The following is a 19,435-nucleotide window of genomic DNA, read 5'->3' on the forward strand; positions in this document are numbered from 1 at the left end:
CGCCGGACCCTGCGGCCCGGGTCCACCCGCGAGAACCCTGTGCCGTCGCCGCGCTTCCCTCGCCGCCGGCCGCCGCCGTGGCGCCGATGCGCCGACCGACACGGACCGGACCGAGTGCCCGGCGCAGGACGGCACTCTTCCCGCCGGGCGCGGCACGGGCGGTCGGCGTGTTGTCAGGGGGCGGGGCTGGCCTCGGTGGCGAGGAGGGCGAGGAGCCCGGGGCGGTGGAGCGCGGCGACGGGCTCGACGAGGTCCGGGTGACGCAGGAGCGGTGCGGCGTCGGTGTCGCGCTGGCGGGGGAGGAGGAGGCGGCGCGGGTCGCCGGCGACACCGGTGTGCTCGGTCGCTGCGAGGGCGTGGTGGGCGCGCGCGGCCAGGGCCGGGTCGGCGAGGAGGCAGGCGGCCCAGCTGACCACGGTCTCGTCGACCCAGGTGCGCCAGTCGGCGTCCTCCGCGTCCTCAATTGTCTCGGTGCCGGTGCCGGTGCCGGTGCCGGTGTCGGTGCCGGTGAGGTGGTCGAGGCGGTGGCTGCTGCCGGGGCCGAGGAGGTGGAGGAGTTCGGCGTCCAGGGCGGTCGGGTGGCGCAGCGCGGCGGCGACGGTGGCGGCCTGTCGCGCCTGGGCCTCGGCAGTGGCCCGGGAGAAGGCGCCGGGAGGAGGGGGGTAGGCGGTGAGCAGCCAGCGGGTGCAGGCGGCGATGACGGGGGTCAGGTCCGTGGGCATCAGACGTCCTCGGGGGCGTGCCGGCCGTCCGCGCGGGGTGGTGCCGGTCGGTGCGCGGGGCGGCGCTGCCCCGTCGGGTGCAGATCAGTGTAGGCGGCCGACCGGGACGGACGGCATGGCGTGGGTCACGCCGGGCCTGCCGCGGCCGGCGTGCCCGGGGCGGGTGGAGCCCCGCCCCGGGCACGCCGGTGGCGCTCGCCGGGCAAGGAACGCCACGGCGGCCGTCGGTCAGGATTTGCCCCGGCCGGTGACGAAGTCGCGGGCCCGGTCCACCAGGCCGGCGCCGGGGGCGAGGAGCTTGCTCGCGGTGGGGCTGCTGGGCGCGGCCGGGTGGGGCCGGGTCGGGGCCATGGCCTTGGCGCGCCGGATCTTGTCCCCGAGGTCGTCCAGCATGTCGGCCGTACAGGCCCGCTCCATCATCGGGAAGAGGTTGTTCTCCTCGTCGCGGACGTGGGCGGTGACCTCGTCCATGAGCTGCTGCAGCAGGGGCCGGAACGAGGTGTCGCCGGTGTCCATGCCTTCGAGCTGCTTGAGCATTCTTTCGACACGGCTGTGGTCGTCGATCTCCTTGTCCGCGATCCGGTCCCCGTCCGCGAGCTGCTCGCGCACCGCCGGGTAGAGGTACTGCTCCTCGGCGACCGAGTGCCGCACCAGCTCGATCGTGACCTCGTCGACCATGTCGCGCAGCTCCTGGCCGCCCGTGGTCATCGCCTTGATCCGGCCGAACATCTCCTCGACCTCGCGGTGGTCGGCCTTCAGCTCCGCGACGACGTTCCCTCCGTGGCCCATCCCGTTCACCTCCTGTGCGCGGGGCGGGTCCGTCCCGCCCCAACCCCCAGTGGTTCCCGTCCAGCCCCGCGACTTCTGCCGGCGAGGGCTCTTCCACCCGATCGGCCCGCTCCCGGCGGACACCGGAGCCGCCCGGCAAACGGCACCGCGACGCCACGAACAGGGCCCACCCCCGCCGCGTGGACCGGTTCCGGTCCTCGGCCGTGCACTCGCCCACTGCGGCGGACATGACGACGGACGTCGGCGGGGAGATCCGGCTCACCCCCTGCGGCCGGACAGCTCGCCGACTGCTATCGGAAGCTGCTGGAACTCGTCGAACGGTGCGCCCGCTCGCTGGAGGTCGGCGACCGGGTGATCCTCGCCGACGAGGCCGGCGACCTGTCCGTAACGGCCGACGAGGTCGCGGCCGCCGCCGGGACCTCGACCCGTGAGGAGGTGCGCACTCGGCCCGTCGATGTGCTCGCAATGATGGAGCGGTACTCGCGGCCGGTCGACTGAGCCGGGCGGGGCCGCCGGGGACCGGGCGGCGTCCGGCCGGACGCCGCCCTCCGCCGTGGGACGGGTTTCACCAGCGGTACCAGCGGCCGCGAGCGCCGCCGGCGGTGGTGCCGCGAGCGACGAAGCCGATGAGCCAGACGGCAAGGACGAGGACGGCGACCCACCACAGGGCCTTGAAGGCGAATCCGGCGCCGAACAGGAGCAGGGCGAGCAGCAGGACCAGGACAACGGCAAGCACGTGGGTCTCCTTCGCGGTTGGCTGACTGGGCGTTGCGGGCTGCAACTGCCCCGCCCGACCGGATGTATGCGGGGCGTGTCCCGACCGTCGGGGGCGCGCGGCCGAACACCGGCGCGCCCGCCGGGGTGCCGTCACCCGGTCCGAGGTCGTGGCAGGCGCAGGTCCGGCGGCACGGGTTTGCTCCGGAAGGCCCGGGTGAGAAGAGCGGCGAGCCGGCGCGGTCATCGCAGGGCCACCGCGATCCTGCGCCCGCCGGACGCCGACACGCAGAGAGGACCGGCATGAGCATCCCGACGCCGCCGATTCCCGACACCTCACCGTGCCCGCCCGAACCGCCGCGCCCGGGCCGGCTCCCGGTGAAACCGCTCGCCCCGCCCCCGGACCCACCGGATGCACCGGATGCACCGGACGAGCAGGAACCACCCGCAGACAGGACCTCGGGCCGGTAGCCCGCGCGGGGCCGTCGCCTCCGGCGGTGCGGCTTGCGGTGGAGGCGGGTCAGGGTCGTCGGTCCCGAGGGACCGGCCCTGGCCGCCCTGCGAACGACCCTGGGTGCCCACGAGAGGTCCGACGTGTGTTCTGCTCCTCGGCCACCTGGCTGATCACCGCGACACGGGCCTGAAGGCCGGTCCTGTCCGACCCGGTCCGACCCGGACCCCGCTCCCGGGCTTCCACTCGGCCGACACGGGGTCGCACCTGCCGGGAAGGCTCGTCCGCTCGTCCTCAGCCGAGCTGCTCGGCGAGTCCGACGACGATGCCCTCGGGGCCGCGGACGTAGCAGAGCCGGTAGACGTCCTCGTACTGCGCCAGCTCGCCGACGAGTTCGGCGCCGTGGGTGCGCAGGCGGGCAACGACGTCCTCGACGTCGTCGACGGCGAACATGATGCGGCGAATGCCCGGCGTGTTCGTCGGCGCGTCCTTCGGACCGGCGCCGACCGCCTTCGGCGAGTGGAACATCGCCAGCTCGATCCGGCCGTGGCCGTCCGGGGTCCGCAGCATCGCGACCTCCTGCCGGACGTCGTCCAGCCCGATGACACGCTCCACCCAACGCCCCTCGATCGGCGCCCTGCCCTCCAGCTCCATGCCGAGTTCGACGAAGAACGAAACGACGGCGTCAAGGTCTTCGACAACGATGAGGACGTTGTCCATCCGCTGGATCGTCATACCGGGTCTCCTCGGTGAGTCGCGGCCGCGGCGGCCGCATCCGCCCCTGGGACGGAGCCGCCGGGCCGTTCTCGACATCCTCCGCCACGTCCGCTTCGAGGACCTCCCGACACGGCGGCATCGGCGATCCCGACGAGGGTGAGGGGCCGGTGGGCGTCGTCCTCGATGAAGGCGGTCGCGCGGCGCAGGTGGGCGACCGCACGCGGCCGCCGGGACGTCCGTTCGGCGCAGGCCGGCGGGTGTGCCGCCCACTGCGGTGATCGACTGGGGTGGACCATGTCCATCCGAGACGGAGTCCATGATGGCGATCGCTGCAGTCTTCGATGTCCAGGGCATGACCCAGGACCAGTACGAGCAGAGCGCGGACAGGGTGACCGGCGGGAAAGGGGCCGTTACGAAGCCCTCCGACTGGCCCGTGCCCGGCCTCATCTCCCACACCGCCATGCCCACTCCGGGCGGCTGGCTCGTCGTCGACGTCTGGGAGTCCGAGGAGGCCTTCCAGCGGTTCGGCGAGATCATCGTCCCGATCCTGCACGAGCTCGGCGCCCCGCACGCAGAACCGAAGATCTACCCCGTGCACACCGTGGTCACCCGCTAGGGAACGCCCCGGCGGGACGTCCGGGTGTGAACGTGAAACGGGCCGGGCCCGGTACGTCGAGGCGTACCGGGCCCGGCCTGGTGGTAGCGGGGACAGGATTTGAACCTGCGACCTCTGGGTTATGAGCCCAGCGAGCTACCGAGCTGCTCCACCCCGCGTCGGCACGACGACTCTACGGCACGTCAGGTGCGCGGCACGACACGATTTCCGGCCCCGACGGACCGAAGGGCAGGGCCAGGGGCAGGGTGGGGCACGCCGAAGCCGGCTGGGCGAGGAGGGCCGGTCCGTACAGCAGCGCGGCGGCTCTGCCTCTCCGGCGGTGCCGCGGACGGCAGGCGAGTGCTCTCCGGCTCCCGCGCAGCGTCCTCCCGGGACTCGGACGGATTCCGCCCGCAAAAGATTCTTCCCGTCGCCGATCGACAAGAGGTATAAGAACCGCGCATCCGGAAAGACGAATTCTGCAGGACCATGGTCGGTTCGATCGGCAGGCCCATGATCGCGAGGTGGGACGGATGTTCCAGATTCTGTGGATTCTTCTCATCGGACTCGTGCTCGGGCTGATCGCCAAACTGATCCTGCCGGGGCGGCAGGCGATCCCGTGGTGGCTGACGATGCTCCTCGGAGCGGCCGGAGCCTGGCTCGGCAACGCGACCGCCGGCTGGCTCGGCGTCGAGCGCACGGGCGGCGTGGACTGGGTCCGGCACCTGCTTCAGGTGGGCTTCGCCGTAGTGGTCGTCGCACTCGCGGCACCACTGTGGCAACGCTCACGCGCCCGACGGTAGATCAGGAGGAACAAGCAATGGGACTGGGAGTCTCCATATTCCTGCTCGCGGCCGGCGCCATTCTCGCCTTTGCCGTGAACTGGCACGTCTCGGAAGTCGACCTCGACACGGTGGGCATCATCCTCATGGCGGTCGGAGCGCTGGGAATTCTGCTCTTCCTCGGCCTGTGGTACCGGGACCGCTACGTGATCCGCGACCGCATCGTCGATGAGCCGCCGGTGGAGCCCCGCCGCGAAAGGGGTCTGTGATCGACAGCAACACCGTTGCGTTAGGGCTCGCAGAGAATCGACGTGTTGCTTCCTGCTGTCCGGCTCGTTGACGTGGTATGCGCATCTCCGAGTCGATCCGCGGCCAACTCGCCCTGAAGTTCGAGGTGTTGTTCCCGCACCTCGATGAGCGGCAGCGGCGTCTGCTGATGGCAACCGAGGCCCGGCTGCTGGGTCACGGCGGGATCCGGGCGGTCGCGCAGGCGGCCAAGGTCAGCGAGAGCACGGTCCGTAGGGGCGTGGACGAGCTGGAGTCCGGGGCGGAACCGCTGGGGCGGGTCCGCCGGCCCGGCGGCGGTCGGAAGAGGGTCTCGGAGGTGAACCCGGCACTGCGGCCGGCGCTGCTGGTCCTGGTCGAACCGGATGAGCGCGGGGATCCGATGTCGCCGCTGCGCTGGACGACGAAGTCGACCAGGAAACTCGCCGACGAGCTGACCCGGCAGGGCCACCGGGTGGGCGCCGACACGGTCGGTGACCTGCTGCGGAAGGAAGGCTTCAGCCTGCAGGCCAACGCCAAGACCATCGAGGGATCCCAACACCCGGACCGCGACACCCAGTTCCGCTACATCAACGAGCAGGCCACGGCCCACATGGACACCGGGCAGCCGGTGATCAGCGTGGACACCAAGAAGAAGGAACTCGTCGGCGACTACAAGAACGCCGGCCGCCAGTGGCGGCCGGCGGGCGAGCCGCCACAGGTCAAGACGCACGACTTCCTCGACCGGCAGGGCCCGGGCAAGGCGATCCCGTACGGCATCTACGACCTCGCCGCGAACACCGGCTGGGCCAACGTCGGCACCGACCCCGACGCCGTCCGGCCGTGGGTGGCCAGTGCCTACCTCGACGCCCCCGACCTCGCCACCGTGATCCAGCGTTCCAGACCACTCGGCGAACCGCAGGTCAGGGAGCTCGGCTCCGGGCTGGCGGAGGCACTCGCCTCCATCCACCGGGCCGGTCTGGTGCACCGTGACCTGAAGCCCTCCAACATCCTGATCACCGACGACGGCCCACGCATCATCGACTTCGGCATCGCCAAAGCCCTCGAAGGCACCGCGGTCACCACCACCGGCTCGTCCTCGGTGCCGTCACCGCACTCGCCGCAGCGGCATCCGGCATCGTGTTCATCGTCAGGAACCTCGACGACGACCACCACCTGTTCACCCTCACGGCCACACCGACTCTTTGAACTCGGTGGCGTTCAGTCCGGACGGCAGGACCCTGGCCAGCGGCAGCGGCGCCTTCGACAACACCGTCCGGCTCTGGAATGTGGCCAGCCGCACGGCCGCGGGTACCGTCGGCAGGAGAGCCGCAAACGCGGTGGCGTTCAGCCCCGACGGCAAGACCCTGGCCCGCGACAACTACAACGCCATCGACGTGTGGAACTTCCCTGAGCCGCCACACCGACGGCTGCCGGGTCCGGGGTGGGGTCCGGCGGGCGCCGCGCTCGACAAGCTCCGCGTTCGCCCGGAGTCCGCCGACTGTCGAGCGTCCGCCGCTGAGCCCGCGCTGCGGGGTTCAGTCCTCGCGTTGCGGCGTCCATTCGTAGTCGCGGCTGCCGGGCAGGTGCTCGCACACCAGCAGGTAGCCCTCGGGGCTGAACCGTACCCGGTACTGCTGGGCGGCCTCGCACGGGCTGAAGGCCGTCGGCCCGTCGGGGTCCGGGACGGCGATATCGGCGTCGCTCGGCACCGCGCGCGGGGAACGGCCCGCGGCGGTCGGCTGGGAGCCCGGCCTGGACGGCGCCGTCGTCCCCGAGGGTCGGGTCGAGCCGGACGCTCCCACCGGACCGTCGTCCGCACCATGTTCCAGGGCCACCACCCCACCCGCCGCCGCCGCCAACAACACGACAGCGGCGACCACCCACCGAACCAGTCCACCCTGACGCTTCGAACGGCCGGTCGTCCCGGCCACCGACCGAGCTCCGGGCGCTCCCCCGGTCTGCCCGCCCTCGTACGACACGGGTCCGTCGTCCCGCTGCGCCCCCGCGTGAACGGCAGGGCCCGCCGCCTCAGCCAACTGGTCGAGGACGCCGAACTCCTCCCCCCACCAGACCACCGGCCAGCTCTCCGGCCCCAGTGCTGCCCGCGCCGAAGCGATGGCCTCCAGCGCGGTGGCGGCCGTGGGTCGCTGCTCCGGGCGGTCGGCGGTCATCGCGGCGACCACCTCGCGAGGCGCCCCGAGCGCCGCGAGGACCAGGCCGGCCGCGTAGACGTCCTGGGCGGGCGAGCTGCCCTCGCCGCCCCGGACCTCGGGCGAGAGGTAGTCGGGGGTGCCGACCACCAGCCGGTGCTCGGTGAGCCGCAGGTGCGGTCGGCACTGCACGACTCCGAAGTCGGCCAGGTAGAGGTGCGGTCGCCCGGTGCCGGTGGCCGCCAGCAGCAGGTTGGAGGGCTTGACGTCGCGGTGGACCAGCCCGGCGGTGTGTACCGCCACCAGAGCGTCGAGGACTTGTTCGGCGAGCAGCAACCCGACCTGGGGCGGGAGTTCGCCGTAGTCGGCGAGCAGGCCGGCCAAGGTCCCGCCGCGCACGAGCGGTAGCACCAGCCACGCCTCTCCGTCGCGGACGAACCAGTCCAGCGGCGCCAGCACGTGCGGGTGGCCGAGCCGCACCGACTGTTCGCAGACCAGCCGGAGCAGTGCCCCGACGTCCGAGGCCCCGATCACCTTGACCGCGACGTCCGTCCCGTTCTCGCGGTCGACGGCCCGCCAGACCGTGCCCTGCGCGCCGGCGGCGAGCGGTTCCACGAGTGTGTACCGGCCGGCGAGAAGCCCCCCTGCTCTCATGGCGATCAGGGTAGCTGGCCTCCAGCCTGCCGGTCTGCCGGGGAGGCAACGGACCGCCAGGGACTGGATGGACGGCCGAAGGCGCAGCGGGTTCTCCGGGAACCGACAGACCGCAGCCGGAAACCGGGGCCGTCGGGTGGCCACCGGAGGCCGTCAGCGGAGCAGGTTGTATCGGCGCAGGAGCGCCACCGCCTCGTCGGTGCGGCCGGCGCCGCAGGTCCGGAGGATCTCGGCGAGTGCGGGGTGCTGCGGTTCGAGGGTGTCGGCGGCGGCGAGGATCTCGGCTGCGCTGGCGGCCGAGGTGAGCAGGTCGCGCAGCGAGCGGACGAACCACCGTTCACTGGACTCGTCGCTTCCGCCGATCGGCGGCGGCACGGATGATCCGACCTGCGCGCCGAACGAGTCCTGCCCGGGGGTGGTCCGGGAGCGGATCTCGTCGAGCCGGGTCGCGGCCCGCTCGGCGGGCACCGCGCCGCTGCGTACGTCCTGGGCGAGCTGCAGGACGGTGGCGAACCGGGCGGCGGCGTCCGGGTTGGCGATCCGGGCCCGCTGGCCGCGCATCACCAGGCTGAGCATGGCGGGCGAGATGCCGAGGATCTCGGCGAGTGCCGACTGGGTGATCGCGAAGCTCGCGCACAGGTCCCGGCAGAGTTCGCCGAGTGGCGCTCCGTACCACTGGCGCTGGAGTTCCTGGTTGCGCACCACTGCGGTCTCGTCCATGTCCCAACGCTAGGTAGCCGGTTTTCACTTGTCAAAGAGGGTTTTCATCTGTCAACATCCTTTGCGTCCGTAAATCCGACTCACCGTCAGCTGAGAGGACGTCACCATGTCCGTCACCGCGCGCACCTCCGCCTTCCTGCTCGCCCTGACCGTCGGCGGCCTCGGCACCGCCGCCTGCACCAAGGACGCCGGCCCCGCCCCCAAGCCCGCCGCGGCGGTGTCCGAATCCAGCGTGGTGGTGAACGGCGACGGCGGCTCGGTCTCGGTGAACGGCGGCTCGGCCACCGTCTCCGCCGCTCCCGCGAGCCCCGCCGCCTCGGCAGCGGGCAAGTCTCCCGCCAAGCCCGCCGACCTCCCGGCCGGCCTGCCGCTCCCCGGCGGCAAGCTGACCTCGGTCACCGGCGACGCCGGCGCCTACGTCCTCACCTACACCGGCACCGATGTCGCCGCCTACGGCAGCGCCCTCCGGGCGGCCGGCTACGACGTCGTCAGCGCGGCCGGTACCGTCTCCGCGACCAAGGGCGCCGTCTCCGTCGTGGTCACCACCATCGGCGACGGCCTGACGGTAGCCGTCTCCGGCTCCTGACCGGCCCTGCTCACCCGCTCGGCGACCCTCGGCCGCTCGCGGTGGTCCGCCTCGGCGGAGCTCGGCCACCGCCGCCGCGACCGCCGCGCCGATCCGCGCCGGCTCCAGCCCGCCGCCCAGCTCGGCACGGGCCAGCGCCGGACGAGGAGGAGCGGGCCTTCCGCTGGGCAGCAACGGCACGGTCGGCGCCCACCCCGGCCGTGCGCTGGGCGGGCGCAGGACACGCGGGCGGCGGCCCGGGTACCGCTCGCCTGTCCCCGGCGGAGAGTCCGGTTCTCCGGCGTCTGCCGCGACGCCGGGGTCGCGCCGGAGCGTCCGGACCGGACATCCCCTCAGTCGGCCGCGGGGATCACCGGGGGCAGCGGCCCGGCTGCGGGGACCGGCGGCCGGGCCGGTGCGAGGAGCATGGCGACCAGGTGGTCCAGGGCGGCCGAGGGGGTCTTGGGGCAGGGCCTCCGGTGCGAGCCGAGGGGCCGTCCGGCGCAGTTCGAGCCAGCCGAGGTAGGCGGTGTAGGAGGCGAGGGTCCGATGGCGGTCGGTCGGCGGGTCGAACCCGAGGTCGGTGCAGAGCTCGGTCAGGAAGGCGAGCCGGGTCTCGATCACCCGGGCGACGACCTCGGCGACGGCCGGGTGTCCGGTCTGGGCGGCGAGGGCGGGCTCCAGTCCGGCGATCTCCTCACTGCGCGCTGTGGGAGGGGTGCTGGTCCTGCTCGGCCCGACGGTCGCCCGCCCGCAGCCAGGGCTCAGCGAACATGAGACCGTGGCCAGGCTCCGCAAGCTGGCCGCCGCTCCTGACCAGGTCTCCAGTCTCGTCTACGGCATCTGGGCGGCGTACCGGGAGCATGGCGCGCCGCCCGCCCGGGAGCTCTGGGAGATGACCCCGCTCGAGGTGCGCCGGGGAGCCGCCCTCCTGATGATCGTCACGTTCTGTCGGTCGATCGGCGGGGAGGGCGGCCGCCTGACGGCACAGGCGACGGTCCAGTTGATCCGCGCCACTGTGCCCATCACTTGGTGATGCACTGGCTCGGCAACGGTCCAGCGCAGCGTGCATGCGGGGCGGGCCGTGAGGGAGAGCGGCCCCGGGCCTCGCCGCGACGGGGGTTCGCGAGGCCTCGGGGCCGCTCTTGACGGTCAGCCGATCGCTCCGCCGGCCGGCCGAGACGCCCGGGTGTGTGGTCACCCTGGCGCGCATGGTGGAGATCGTGCTCCGGTGCGCGTGGGGGCACCGGAGCAGCGCGCCGTCAACTGCCGACGAGAACGCCCGGGTTGAGGATGCCGTGCGGGTCGAGGGCGTGCTTGGCGGCGTGGAGGGCGAGGGCGAAGGGTTCGGGGCGCTGGCGGTCGTAGGCCCGGCGGTGGTCGCGGCCGACGGCGTGGTGGTGGGTGATGGTGGCGCGGTGGCGGTGCAGGACGTCCTCGGCGACGGCCTTGAGTTCGTCCCAGACGGCGGCCTCGTCGCCGGGCCGGCCGCCGGCGACGACGGTGAAGTAGGGGGCTGCGCCGTCGGGGTAGACGTGGGTGAGGCGGCAGTTGACGAGGGCGGGGAAGCCGGTGGCCTTGCGGGCGGCGACTCCGACCCCGTTGCGGATGCCGTCGATCAGGGCCGGGATGCGGTCCCAGGTGGCGGCCGTCTCGAAGGTCTCGACGACGGCGCCCATCCGGGCGAGGCCGTCGCGCAGGTACGGCATGCGCAGGAAGGCGCTGCGCCAGGCCCCGACGGCGGCGTCCGGCGGTGCGTCGGCCCCGGTCTTCCCGGTGGTGCCGCCGTGGGCGCGGGCCAGTTCGAGGGCCAGGGCGAGGCGGTCCTCGACGGGGGCGGTGGAGGATTCGAAGCCGAGCACCAGGACGGCGGACCCGTCCTGGGACGCGCCGGAGAGGGCGGCCTCGCCGGCGTCGAGCAGACGGCAGTTCGCCGGCACGAGGTCGGACTGCGCGATGGCGCGCACGGCCTGCAGCGCGGCCTGGAGGTCGGCGAAGGCCACGGCTGCCGAGGCCTTGTGGGCGGGGCGTTCCTGCAGCCGCATCCAGGCCTGGGTGATGACGCCGAGGGCGCCCTCCGAGCCGAGGAAGAACCGGTCGGGGGAGGGGCCTGCACCGGAGGAGGGGAGCCGCCAGGAGGTGCCGGTGCCGGCGGGGGTGACCACGCGGAGGGACTGGGCGAAGTCGTCGATGCGGGTGCGGCCGGTGGCGTAGTGGCCGCCGGCCCGGGTGGCGAGCCAGCCCCCGAGGGTGGAGAACTCGAAGCTCTGCGGGAAGTGGCGCAGGGTCAGGCCGTGCGGTCGCAGCCGGTCCTCCAGGGCCGGGCCGAGGATGCCGGCCTGGACGAGGGCGGAGCGGTCTGCGGTGTCGATCTCCAGGACGCGGTCCATGGCGGTGAGGTCGAGGGAGAGCACGGCGCGGTGCTCCTCGCCCCGGTACTCCACGCCGCCGACGACCGAGGACCCGCCGCCGTAGGGGACGACGGCCACGCGGTGTTCGCCGGCCCACTCCAGCAGGTCCGCGACGTCCTGGTCGCAGCGCGGGTGGGCGACGAGGTCGGGGATGCGGCCCGGGCGGCCGCGCAGGGCGCGGGCCACGTCGCGGAAGGCCTTGCCCATGGTGTGCGAGGCGCGTGCTGCCGGGTCGGCGGTGACCAGGGGGGCCAGCGTGATCGGCGGGGTGACGGCCGGCGGGCCGATCCGCAGGTCGGCGATCTCCGGCAGGGGCAGCGGGCGGGCCAGGGTGCCGGGGACGAGGGCGCCCATGGCGATGCATTCGGCGTCGTCGGGGTGGGCGTCGGCCCAGCCCCAGCCCCACCAGGAGCGGGTGCGGTGCGTACGGGGTGCGGCGGCCTCGGCCATGGGGCTCCCTCGGGCGGCGGGGAAAGGAATTTACCAAGCGGTAAATTACCGTAAGGTAAGATCCAGGGCATGGCAATCCCCCCTTCCCGGGCCGGCACCAAGGGCGTCCCGAGAGCCGACCGCGAACGGCAGATCCTCGCGGCCGCCACCGAGGAGTTCGGCCGCCGCGGCTACGAGGCGACCTCCCTCGCGGCCGTCGCCGCGCGCGTCGGCGTCACCAAGACCCTGCTGCACCAGTACTTCGGCCCCAAGCAGGACCTCTACCTCGCCTGCCTCACCCCCGTCGGCGACCGACTGCTGGAGGCCATCCGCACCGCCATGGACGCCGCCGGCGACGCCCGCCCGCCGACGCCCGTGCGCGTGCTGCACAACCTCTTCACCGCCCTCGAGGGGCAGCGCGAGGCCTGGTTCGTCCTCTACGACACCTCGCTGCCGCCCGACAGCGAACCCGCCCGGCTCGCCGCCCACTACCGGGCCGCCGTCGACGACCTCGCGGCGATCGGCACCCTCGACGTCCTCCACCGGACGGGCTCCGCGGACGCGCCCGAAGCCGGTGCACCCGAGACCGGTGCACCCGAGGCGGACCTGCTCGACGCGGACGCGCTCGCCCACGCCTGGCGCGGCCTGGCCACCGCCCTGGTCCGCTGGTGGATCAAGCACCCCGAGGAGTCCGCGGACGCGATGGCGCAGCGCTGCGAACGCCTCTTCGCCGCTGCCCGCAGCGCCCTCGGACCCGAGTCGCCGTGACTGCTGCACCGCGTGCACGGCCCTCGGCCCCGGCAGCGGACGTCCGCTGCCGGGGCCGAGCGCCGTGCCGCCGCTACGCGGGGGCCTCCGCGCTGTGCAGCGCACTCACCTCCGCTGCCGTCAGGGCCCGGTCGTAGGCGTGGACCTGGTCGACCGAACCGTTCCAGAAGTCGGTGTTCTGGCCGTTGTACTTGGCGCGGCCGACCGCGAGCGGGCCGGTGCTGACGTCGGCCGGGCCGGCGGGCACGGATGCGGCGAGGACGCCGTCGACGTGCAGCCGGATCGTGGAGCTCGCCGCGTCGTGCACACCGACCAGGTGGTACCACCGGCCGAGCTGCGGGGTGATCGGCAGCCGGGCCCGGTTGCCGCCGGGCAGGCTGAAGGCGAACGCCCCCTGGCCGTACTGCAGGTAGAACGGATTCTCGATGCGCCGGCCGTCCTGGCTGAGGGCGGAGGCGTAGTTGCCGGGCAGGGCGTCCAGGGTCACCCAGGCCGCCACCGAGTAGCTCCTGGTGGTGTCGAGCACCGGGCCGGCGGTCTGCGCGTACTGGCCCTGGCCGTCGACCTTCAGAGCGCTGCCGCTGACGCCGGGCGCCCAGGAGGTGCCGCCGGTCAGGGCGAGGTCGGCGTGGTTGGGGCCCTGGTCGGCGGCGGTGGCGCCGGTGCCCTCGTCGAGCGTCCAGGAGCCGCCACCGTGCAGCTCGGAGCGGGCGCCCGCGGCGGCGCCGGCCGCGATGACCTTGAGATTGACCGCGCGGACCTGGGCGGCGTCGACCTTGATCTGCCTCCGGTCGTACGTCCAGAGGCCGTTGAGCTCGTTCTCCACGTCGGTGACCTGTGTGTAGACCGAGCCGGAGAGCTCGGCGCCGGCCGCCGCCAGGTAGAACGTCTCGGTGTTCTGGACGTACCTCCGGGTGAGCGCCGCCTTGTCGGCCACGCCGCTGTAGATCACGGTCGGGGCGCCGGGCCACATGTGGCAGGGGGAGCGGAGGGTGAAGCCGCCGTGCTCACCGTCCATCGCGGCCCGGGTGGCGTCGGGGAAGGCCGGGTCGGTGTTGCCGTGGTCGTGGTGGTCGATGATGTCGCCCTTGCCGGAATCACCCTTGGAGGCACAGCAGTTGACGCCGCTGTGCGCATTGACCAGGCGGGACGGGTCGGCCGCCTTGACCGCCTCGGCCAGCTTGCCGGTCTCCGTCCTTTCCCACTCGCCCCAGCCCTCGTTGAAGACGATCCAGCCGATCACCGAGGGGGAGTTGTGCAGCAGCTTCATCTCGGCCGCGCCCTCGTCGGTGAACGCCTGGCGTCCTGCGGCGGTGCTGTAGTCGCCGGAGACGAAGTCCTGCCAGACCAGCAGTCCCAGCTTGTCCGCATGGTAGTACCAGCGCGGTGATCGACCCGGTCCACCGGGCGGTGGTGTTCTCCTGGCGTCCCGTCATCTCCTGGAACGTGCCGGCCAGGCCGGGAAGATCGATGCTGGGTCGAGTGCGGTGCCGCCGAGCTCGGCGAAGTCGCGGGCGCCGGGGGCCGACATCCGGTAGTACTCGCCCTTCAGGCCGTGCACCTGGGCATCCGGGTCGGCTGCGGCGAAGGCGGTCGCGCGGTCGGCCGGTGCGGCCGCCGAAGCGGCGGGGACCAGGCCGGCCACGGGCAGCGAGAGCGTCGCTGCCAGCAGCAGCGACCACATCCCGCGCCACGGCCGGCGGGTTGGCTGTCGTCTCAAGCGGATGCTCCTCACAGGGGGTGGGCCGCCCCTTCCCGGCCGGGTGCCTTCCCGGCGGGGGCGGGTGGGAGTTGTGGCGGAGAACGGACGGGGTCGGCCCGGAACGGGAGCGGGCGGCCGCCGGCTCTTCGGCCGGGCGGCGCGACTGCGGCGGTGTGCCACGGTGCGACGGCATGCCGCAGCGCCCGGCACCGGCGGCGGACCGGTGTCGCGAGGGGGTGGGTGGAGTTCCGTTCCAACGTTGGAAAATCGGGGCAGCCAGCATGACAGCACGACCCCGAGGTCGTGTCCACCCCTTCGGAGCGATGCGTTGTAGGAAAGCCCTCCGCGTGCCCACTTCGCGCGATGTCGACCTGCGGCAGCAGGACATGACGATGTGTCGATGTATCGCCAAGTCGGCCACCTCGGGCGCTGCGCCCAGGCGGACCGCCGGCCCGCCGGTCACGTCGGACATGCCGTCGGCCTGGGCAGATGCCTGGACTGCTCGGCGGAAGCAGCGGGGGAGTGCACGCCGCCGACCATCGGGTGCGGCGGCTGCCGAGGTGGCGTCAGAAGCGGCGTGACGAAGGGGCGCCCGCCCGGAATGGAGCATGGGAATGCTCTTGCCTGTCTGAGCGCGACGCCTGTATAACGTTGTAAACGCAGCCTCGAACAATCCCTTCACCCCCACTTCCGATTCCCGCGCGTCGAAGCCGGCCCGGGCGTTCACGCGTGCTTTGCGGAAGGCGCCCCGGCCACCGGGCGGGTGAAGCCGACGGTGCGTCGCATTCGGGCTGCCCTGGTCGGACAGCGCAGCGACCTAGCGTCGAGGGCGGCCGGCGTGGCCGGTGCGGCCGAGCACCCGGACCCGCGGTCCCGCCCCCGACCGGAAGGCTGTTCCTGCATGCGCATCCGCCCGTCGTGCACCAGAACCGGACTGGTCGCCGCAGCCCTGCTGCCGCTCCTGGCCGCCACCGCGGCCGGCACCCCGGCGCTCGCGGACACCCCGGCACCACAGGGACGCGCGACCGTCCCCGGCACAGCGCCGAACTGGACCCGTACCGCCGCCGACCAGGGCAGGGAACGCGCCGACGCGCCCGTCACCGTACGGGTCTACCTCGCCGGACGCGACCAGGAGGGACTGGACGCACTCGCCCGCGAGGTCTCCGACCCCGCCTCCGACCAGTACGGCCGCTTCCTGACGCCGCAACAGCTGGCCGAGCGGTTCGGCAGCAGTGACGCGCAGAGCACCAAGGTCGGCAGCTGGCTGCACTCCTCAGGCATGCACGTCACCTCCTCCAACAGCCACTACCTCACCGCCGAGGGCGATGCCGCCGACGCCGAGCGGGCCTTCGGCACCGAACTGCACACCTACCGCAAGGGCACCCGCACCTACCGGGCACCGGCCGGCGAGGTCACCGTGCCCGCCGACCTGGCCGACGACGTGCTGAGCGTCACCGGACTCAACACCGCCCCCAGCAAGGTCCGGCCCGGCCGGCAGCAGCACCGGGACACCCTGCCGGGCCCGGGCGGCGCCTTCGTCAACTCGCCCCCGTTCTCTGCCTACTTCGGCTCCGATCCGGCCACCGGCACCCCCGCGGCGTACGGTGCCGTCCGGCCCTACGCGATCCAGGGCCTCAACGGCAGCCGGCTGCGCACCGCGTACGGCGCGAGCGCGACCGGCCTCACCGGCCGCGGCGTCACGGTGGCCGTCGTCGACGCCTACGACTCCCCGACCATCGGCGACGACGTCACCCGCTACGCCGCCGAACACGGCGACGCCCCGTACGGCAAGAACCAACTGCTGCGCTACGACCCGGCGGTGTGGACGCACACGGCCCCGCCGGAGGTGGACCCGGACGGCTGCGACGCGGCCGGCTGGTACGGCGAGCAGACCCTCGACATCGAGGCCGTGCACGCGGTGGCCCCCGACGCGGACATCTCCTACGTCGGCGCCTCCTCCTGCTACGACCAGGACCTCGTCGACGCCCTCGACCGCGTCGTCGACCAGCACCTGGGCGACATCGTCTCCAACTCCTGGGGCGCGCCGGAGAACGCCGGCGACCCCGCCTTCGACCGGGTCTACCAGCACCTGTTCAAGCGCGGTGCGGTCACCGGCATCGGGTTCTACTTCTCCAGCGGCGACTCCGGCGACGAACTCGGAGCCACCGGCACCAAGCAGACCGACATGCCGGCCTCACTGCCCTGGGCCACCGCCGTCGGCGGCACCTCCCTGGCGCTGGACGCCTCCGACGCGTACCGCTTCGAAACCGGCTGGGGCACGCTGAAGTCCGTGCTCTCCGCGGACGGCACCGGCTGGACCGACCTCCCCGGCACGTTCAACGGCGGCGCGGGCGGCGGCACCAGCGCCCGCTTCCCGCAACCCCACTACCAGCGCGGCGTCGTCCCGCCGTCGCTGTCCGGCGCGAACGGCGGCCGCAACCGGGTCGTCCCCGACATCGGCGCCGTCGCCGACCCCAACACCGGCTTCCTCGTCGGCCAGTCCCAGACCTTCCCCGACGGGAGCGTCCGGTACGGCGAGTACCGGATCGGCGGCACCAGCCTCGCCTGCCCCGTCATCGCCGCCCTCCAGGCACTCGCCCAGCAGGCCCAGGGCTCGCCGATCGGCTTCGCCAACCCCGCGATCTACGCCCGCTACGGGACCTCCGCCTACCACGACGTGGTGGACCACCCCTTCGGCCCCGGCACCGAACTCGCCCAGGTCCGCGTGGACTTCGACAACAGGGTCGATGCGAGCGACGGGACCACCACCTCGCTGCGCACCATGGGCCACGACACCTCGCTCGTCGCCGACCGCGGCTACGACCCGGTCACCGGCGTCGGCACCCCGACCGCCGACTACCTCACCTCCTACGACTGCCCGCCCGACGAGCGCCCGGGCCGCCACCGCACCGCGGACTGACGCGCGATCCCTCGCAGGCCGCCGACCGGGTGGCCCGGTCGGCGGCCTCGGCACCCCGGCCTGGCCACTGAATCTGCTCTCCCGCGGAGGCGAGCCCGCACCTGAGGAGATCGCGGCGGTCGCCCGGGCGACGGAGGCCGGCAGCCACGCCGGGCAGTTGGCGCGGTGGACCGAACTCGCCCTCGCGGAGCCGGTCTCAGGTCGTCAGTAGTCCCACTGGAGCACCGGGAGGACCTCGGAAGATCGTCGTACGGGCGGGCGGCCTGAGCCGGGGCCGAGCAGGCTTCGCAAGGCGGGGGGCGTACGTCCATCTGGCGGAGTGGTGTGCTGCCGTAACGGCGAAGTGTGCCGTCACTCTGAGTATCGGACCGGCACTGGTGGAATCCGGTTTCTGACGCTTCGTCAGAGAGGCGTTTTCCATCAGTCAACTGTTCGAAAGGAGTTGTCCATGACTCAGCTCAACGAGTCCGATGTCGAGCTCAAGAGGTCGATGGCGAGGAACACGGCGGACGGCACCAAGACGTGGCGCCACACCGTGAGGCCGGACGCGGATGCCGCGGCGGCCTTCCTCAACACCAGTCCCGCCCAGGGGCCGGGTGAGGCGACTATCACCACCCGCACCGACGGCCAGATCGACGTGGTCTTCCTGATGTGACAGCGCTCCCGGCCGGCTTCCTGCAGGCCGGGAGGACTCCGCTGTATCCCCGATGTCCGGGCTCGGCAGTGAACCGGTCTGTCCGCCCCGCTCCGTTCGGGCGCGGGGCGGACAGACCGGCGGTGCCCGGCACACGAGGGAGGGCCCGGACCGGTGGTCCGGGCCCTGCGTGTGCTGCGGTGGGTCGGATCCCGAGCAGGCTCAGCGCCGAAAGGACAGGCGACGGCCTGCTTCACCGGGACGGAAGCGTGCCGCTGCGCGGCCCGCAGGTACTCGGCGGCACCGGTCTTGTAGCGGAACGGGCCTGCGGTGAGGACGGGCAGCTGCCGCCGGTGGCCGTCGGAAGGGGATGACGACCCCTCGGAGGACGGGCCGGACAGCCCCTGGAGCGGATGGGCGAGGAAGCCGGGCTTGGTCTGCTCGCCGCCGGTGACGACCGGCGACCCGGCCGCCTCCGGCCTCGCGATCGTCCCCGGCGCCGTGGTCACACCCCGGTCGGCCGCAGGGTGGCGGGCCCTCCCCGGTGGGTCAGAGCGGCGATCGGGGCGGAGACGAGGGAGGTCGCCACGAGGCTCCCCACCATCACCATGCCCACGCCGATCGCGAAGAGGCCGCTGGCATCGTCCGACCAGTCGTACCAGGCGGCGGCAGTCAGACCGGCCGTGGTGCCCAGCACGGCAGCCGCGACGCGGTTCCGGGACGCGGCCCAGTACACCGGCACCAGCAGGGTCAGCACCAGCCCGATCACCTGCCAGGCCTCGTACGGGCCGGACACCGAGCCGTCGGGGTGCACGTCCTGGTGCTGGTCCCAGCCCAGCCAGGCGGCCCATGCTCCAATCGGTACGAGAACCAGCAGAAGGAAGGGAAAGAGTCTCGGCATCATCCGGCGCATGGTCCCCAGCCTCCCTGTTGGCCCCGGCCCGGGACAGAGTCCACGTACTCACCTTTCCCTGAGTAGTCCGACACCCGGGGCCGGCCGGGTCGACCTGGAGTGCCCGACGTCCTGATGTCGCGCCATGCGAGCCTCGACGAACGGAGTGGCCCGGTGAGGGCGCTGGTGACCGGCGGGACGAGCGGACCGGGACACGCCACGGCCTCCAGGCGGAGGGGGCGAGTGGTTCCCGCGCCTGCACACGACGATGTGCAGGCGCGGTCCCTCGGCCGGTGCGTCGCGGACTCCCCGGGTTCAGTCGACTTCGATGTCCGACTCGTACTGCCACCACAGGTCGATCCGGTAGGACTCGAGCACTTCGGCGTGGGCGGCGAAGACCTCGTCGGAATCGGCGGGACCTTCCGGATCTCTGAGGCTGCGATGCAGGGACGCCTCCTGGTCACGTCCGCCGGAGTGGTGTATCGACGGCCACTCGGTGATCCGGTTTCAGGCTAGGCGGTAAGGGCTGTCGTGATGGTCTCGTCGGGGGTTT

At 73.0% G+C, this 19,435-nt stretch carries 18 protein-coding genes, 1 tRNA gene and 3 pseudogenes; 11 read left to right on the forward strand and 11 right to left on the reverse strand.

The window, feature by feature from the left end:
- Nucleotides 1-173: 173 nt before the first annotated feature.
- Both AB0M03_RS31205 and AB0M03_RS31210 read right to left on the reverse strand, forming a co-directional pair.
- Nucleotides 174-722 carry a hypothetical protein gene (locus AB0M03_RS31205; protein WP_363497517.1) on the reverse strand — a complete coding sequence of 183 codons (549 nt, stop codon included), beginning with the start codon at nucleotides 720-722 and terminating at the stop codon, nucleotides 174-176.
- A gap of 228 nt (nucleotides 723-950) precedes the next feature.
- Complete coding sequence (locus AB0M03_RS31210; RefSeq protein ID WP_363497519.1) at nucleotides 951-1,511, reverse strand: hemerythrin domain-containing protein; 561 nt, start codon at nucleotides 1,509-1,511, stop codon at nucleotides 951-953.
- Between the two features lie 351 nt (nucleotides 1,512-1,862).
- Here AB0M03_RS31210 and AB0M03_RS31215 point away from each other — a divergent pair, with 351 nt between their 5' ends.
- A complete protein-coding gene (locus AB0M03_RS31215) occupies nucleotides 1,863-2,009 on the forward strand; it encodes a hypothetical protein (RefSeq protein ID WP_363497521.1) in 147 nt (48 codons plus the stop codon).
- Between the two features lie 67 nt (nucleotides 2,010-2,076).
- On the opposite strand, the gene AB0M03_RS31220 is transcribed toward AB0M03_RS31215, so the two are convergent.
- Together AB0M03_RS31220 and AB0M03_RS31225 are read right to left on the reverse strand one after the other, a co-directional pair.
- Nucleotides 2,077-2,247: a hydrophobic protein gene (locus tag AB0M03_RS31220; protein ID WP_363497524.1), complete on the reverse strand. Its 171-nt coding sequence runs from the start codon at nucleotides 2,245-2,247 to the stop codon at nucleotides 2,077-2,079.
- A 723-nt stretch (nucleotides 2,248-2,970) separates the two neighbouring features.
- The gene (locus AB0M03_RS31225; RefSeq protein WP_363497527.1) at nucleotides 2,971-3,411 is read right to left on the reverse strand and encodes a VOC family protein; all 441 of its coding nucleotides are present in this window, start codon (nucleotides 3,409-3,411) and stop codon (nucleotides 2,971-2,973) included.
- Nucleotides 3,412-3,712: 301 nt separating this feature from the next.
- Between AB0M03_RS31225 and AB0M03_RS31230 the strand changes: the two genes are divergently transcribed.
- Nucleotides 3,713-4,009, forward strand: a complete 297-nt coding sequence (locus AB0M03_RS31230) for a hypothetical protein (protein ID WP_363497530.1) — start codon at nucleotides 3,713-3,715, stop codon at nucleotides 4,007-4,009.
- Between the two features lie 81 nt (nucleotides 4,010-4,090).
- Here AB0M03_RS31230 and AB0M03_RS31235 read toward each other — a convergent pair.
- Nucleotides 4,091-4,167: transfer RNA gene (locus AB0M03_RS31235), tRNA-Met, on the reverse strand.
- A 354-nt stretch (nucleotides 4,168-4,521) separates the two neighbouring features.
- On the opposite strand from AB0M03_RS31235, the gene AB0M03_RS31240 reads away from it, so the two are divergent.
- The 4 genes and pseudogenes from AB0M03_RS31240 to AB0M03_RS31255 all read left to right on the forward strand — a co-directional run.
- On the forward strand, nucleotides 4,522-4,791 hold the full coding sequence (locus tag AB0M03_RS31240) for a GlsB/YeaQ/YmgE family stress response membrane protein (protein ID WP_363497533.1): 270 nt from the start codon (nucleotides 4,522-4,524) through the stop codon (nucleotides 4,789-4,791).
- Nucleotides 4,792-4,808: 17 nt separating this feature from the next.
- Nucleotides 4,809-5,039, forward strand: a complete 231-nt coding sequence (locus tag AB0M03_RS31245; RefSeq protein WP_363497536.1) for a DUF6458 family protein — start codon at nucleotides 4,809-4,811, stop codon at nucleotides 5,037-5,039.
- Between the two features lie 77 nt (nucleotides 5,040-5,116).
- A pseudogene (locus tag AB0M03_RS31250) lies at nucleotides 5,117-5,866 on the forward strand (ISAzo13 family transposase); the annotation flags it as partial.
- Between the two features lie 15 nt (nucleotides 5,867-5,881).
- A pseudogene (locus AB0M03_RS31255) lies at nucleotides 5,882-6,124 on the forward strand (protein kinase); the annotation flags it as partial.
- A gap of 448 nt (nucleotides 6,125-6,572) precedes the next feature.
- On the opposite strand, the gene AB0M03_RS31260 reads toward AB0M03_RS31255, so the two are convergent.
- On the reverse strand, nucleotides 6,573-7,841 hold the full coding sequence (locus AB0M03_RS31260) for a protein kinase (protein WP_363497539.1): 1,269 nt from the start codon (nucleotides 7,839-7,841) through the stop codon (nucleotides 6,573-6,575).
- A 153-nt stretch (nucleotides 7,842-7,994) separates the two neighbouring features.
- On the reverse strand, nucleotides 7,995-8,561 hold the full coding sequence (locus tag AB0M03_RS31265; RefSeq protein ID WP_363497542.1) for a helix-turn-helix transcriptional regulator: 567 nt from the start codon (nucleotides 8,559-8,561) through the stop codon (nucleotides 7,995-7,997).
- Nucleotides 8,562-8,667: 106 nt separating this feature from the next.
- Between AB0M03_RS31265 and AB0M03_RS31270 the strand changes: the two genes are divergently transcribed.
- Nucleotides 8,668-9,147 (forward strand): hypothetical protein, encoded by a 480-nt coding sequence (locus tag AB0M03_RS31270; RefSeq protein WP_363497545.1) that lies wholly within the window; start codon nucleotides 8,668-8,670, stop codon nucleotides 9,145-9,147.
- 697 nt (nucleotides 9,148-9,844) lie between these two features.
- Complete coding sequence (locus AB0M03_RS31275) at nucleotides 9,845-10,162, forward strand: hypothetical protein (RefSeq protein WP_363497548.1); 318 nt, start codon at nucleotides 9,845-9,847, stop codon at nucleotides 10,160-10,162.
- A 226-nt stretch (nucleotides 10,163-10,388) separates the two neighbouring features.
- Here AB0M03_RS31275 and AB0M03_RS31280 read toward each other — a convergent pair whose 3' ends face one another.
- Complete coding sequence (locus AB0M03_RS31280) at nucleotides 10,389-11,987, reverse strand: FAD-binding oxidoreductase (protein WP_363497551.1); 1,599 nt, start codon at nucleotides 11,985-11,987, stop codon at nucleotides 10,389-10,391.
- 69 nt (nucleotides 11,988-12,056) lie between these two features.
- On the opposite strand from AB0M03_RS31280, the gene AB0M03_RS31285 reads away from it, so the two are divergent.
- Nucleotides 12,057-12,734 (forward strand): helix-turn-helix domain-containing protein, encoded by a 678-nt coding sequence (locus tag AB0M03_RS31285; protein ID WP_363497553.1) that lies wholly within the window; start codon nucleotides 12,057-12,059, stop codon nucleotides 12,732-12,734.
- Between the two features lie 73 nt (nucleotides 12,735-12,807).
- Here the strand turns inward: AB0M03_RS31285 and AB0M03_RS31290 are convergent.
- Together AB0M03_RS31290 and AB0M03_RS31295 are read right to left on the reverse strand one after the other, a co-directional pair.
- Nucleotides 12,808-14,124 (reverse strand): annotated as a pseudogene (locus tag AB0M03_RS31290) (LamG-like jellyroll fold domain-containing protein); the annotation flags it as partial.
- Nucleotides 14,125-14,166: 42 nt separating this feature from the next.
- The gene (locus AB0M03_RS31295; protein ID WP_363497555.1) at nucleotides 14,167-14,454 is read right to left on the reverse strand and encodes a hypothetical protein; all 288 of its coding nucleotides are present in this window, start codon (nucleotides 14,452-14,454) and stop codon (nucleotides 14,167-14,169) included.
- An 883-nt stretch (nucleotides 14,455-15,337) separates the two neighbouring features.
- Here AB0M03_RS31295 and AB0M03_RS31300 point away from each other — a divergent pair.
- Nucleotides 15,338-17,356: a S53 family peptidase gene (locus tag AB0M03_RS31300; protein ID WP_363497558.1), complete on the forward strand. Its 2,019-nt coding sequence runs from the start codon at nucleotides 15,338-15,340 to the stop codon at nucleotides 17,354-17,356.
- A 448-nt stretch (nucleotides 17,357-17,804) separates the two neighbouring features.
- A complete protein-coding gene (locus tag AB0M03_RS31305; protein ID WP_363497561.1) occupies nucleotides 17,805-18,011 on the forward strand; it encodes a hypothetical protein in 207 nt (68 codons plus the stop codon).
- A 484-nt stretch (nucleotides 18,012-18,495) separates the two neighbouring features.
- Here the strand turns inward: AB0M03_RS31305 and AB0M03_RS31310 are convergent, their stop codons facing one another.
- On the reverse strand, nucleotides 18,496-18,894 hold the full coding sequence (locus AB0M03_RS31310; protein WP_363497564.1) for a hypothetical protein: 399 nt from the start codon (nucleotides 18,892-18,894) through the stop codon (nucleotides 18,496-18,498).
- Nucleotides 18,895-19,435 lie beyond the last annotated feature (541 nt).

The organism is Kitasatospora sp. NPDC051914 (genome assembly GCF_040680995.1).
Lineage (GTDB): Bacteria > Actinomycetota > Actinomycetes > Streptomycetales > Streptomycetaceae > Kitasatospora.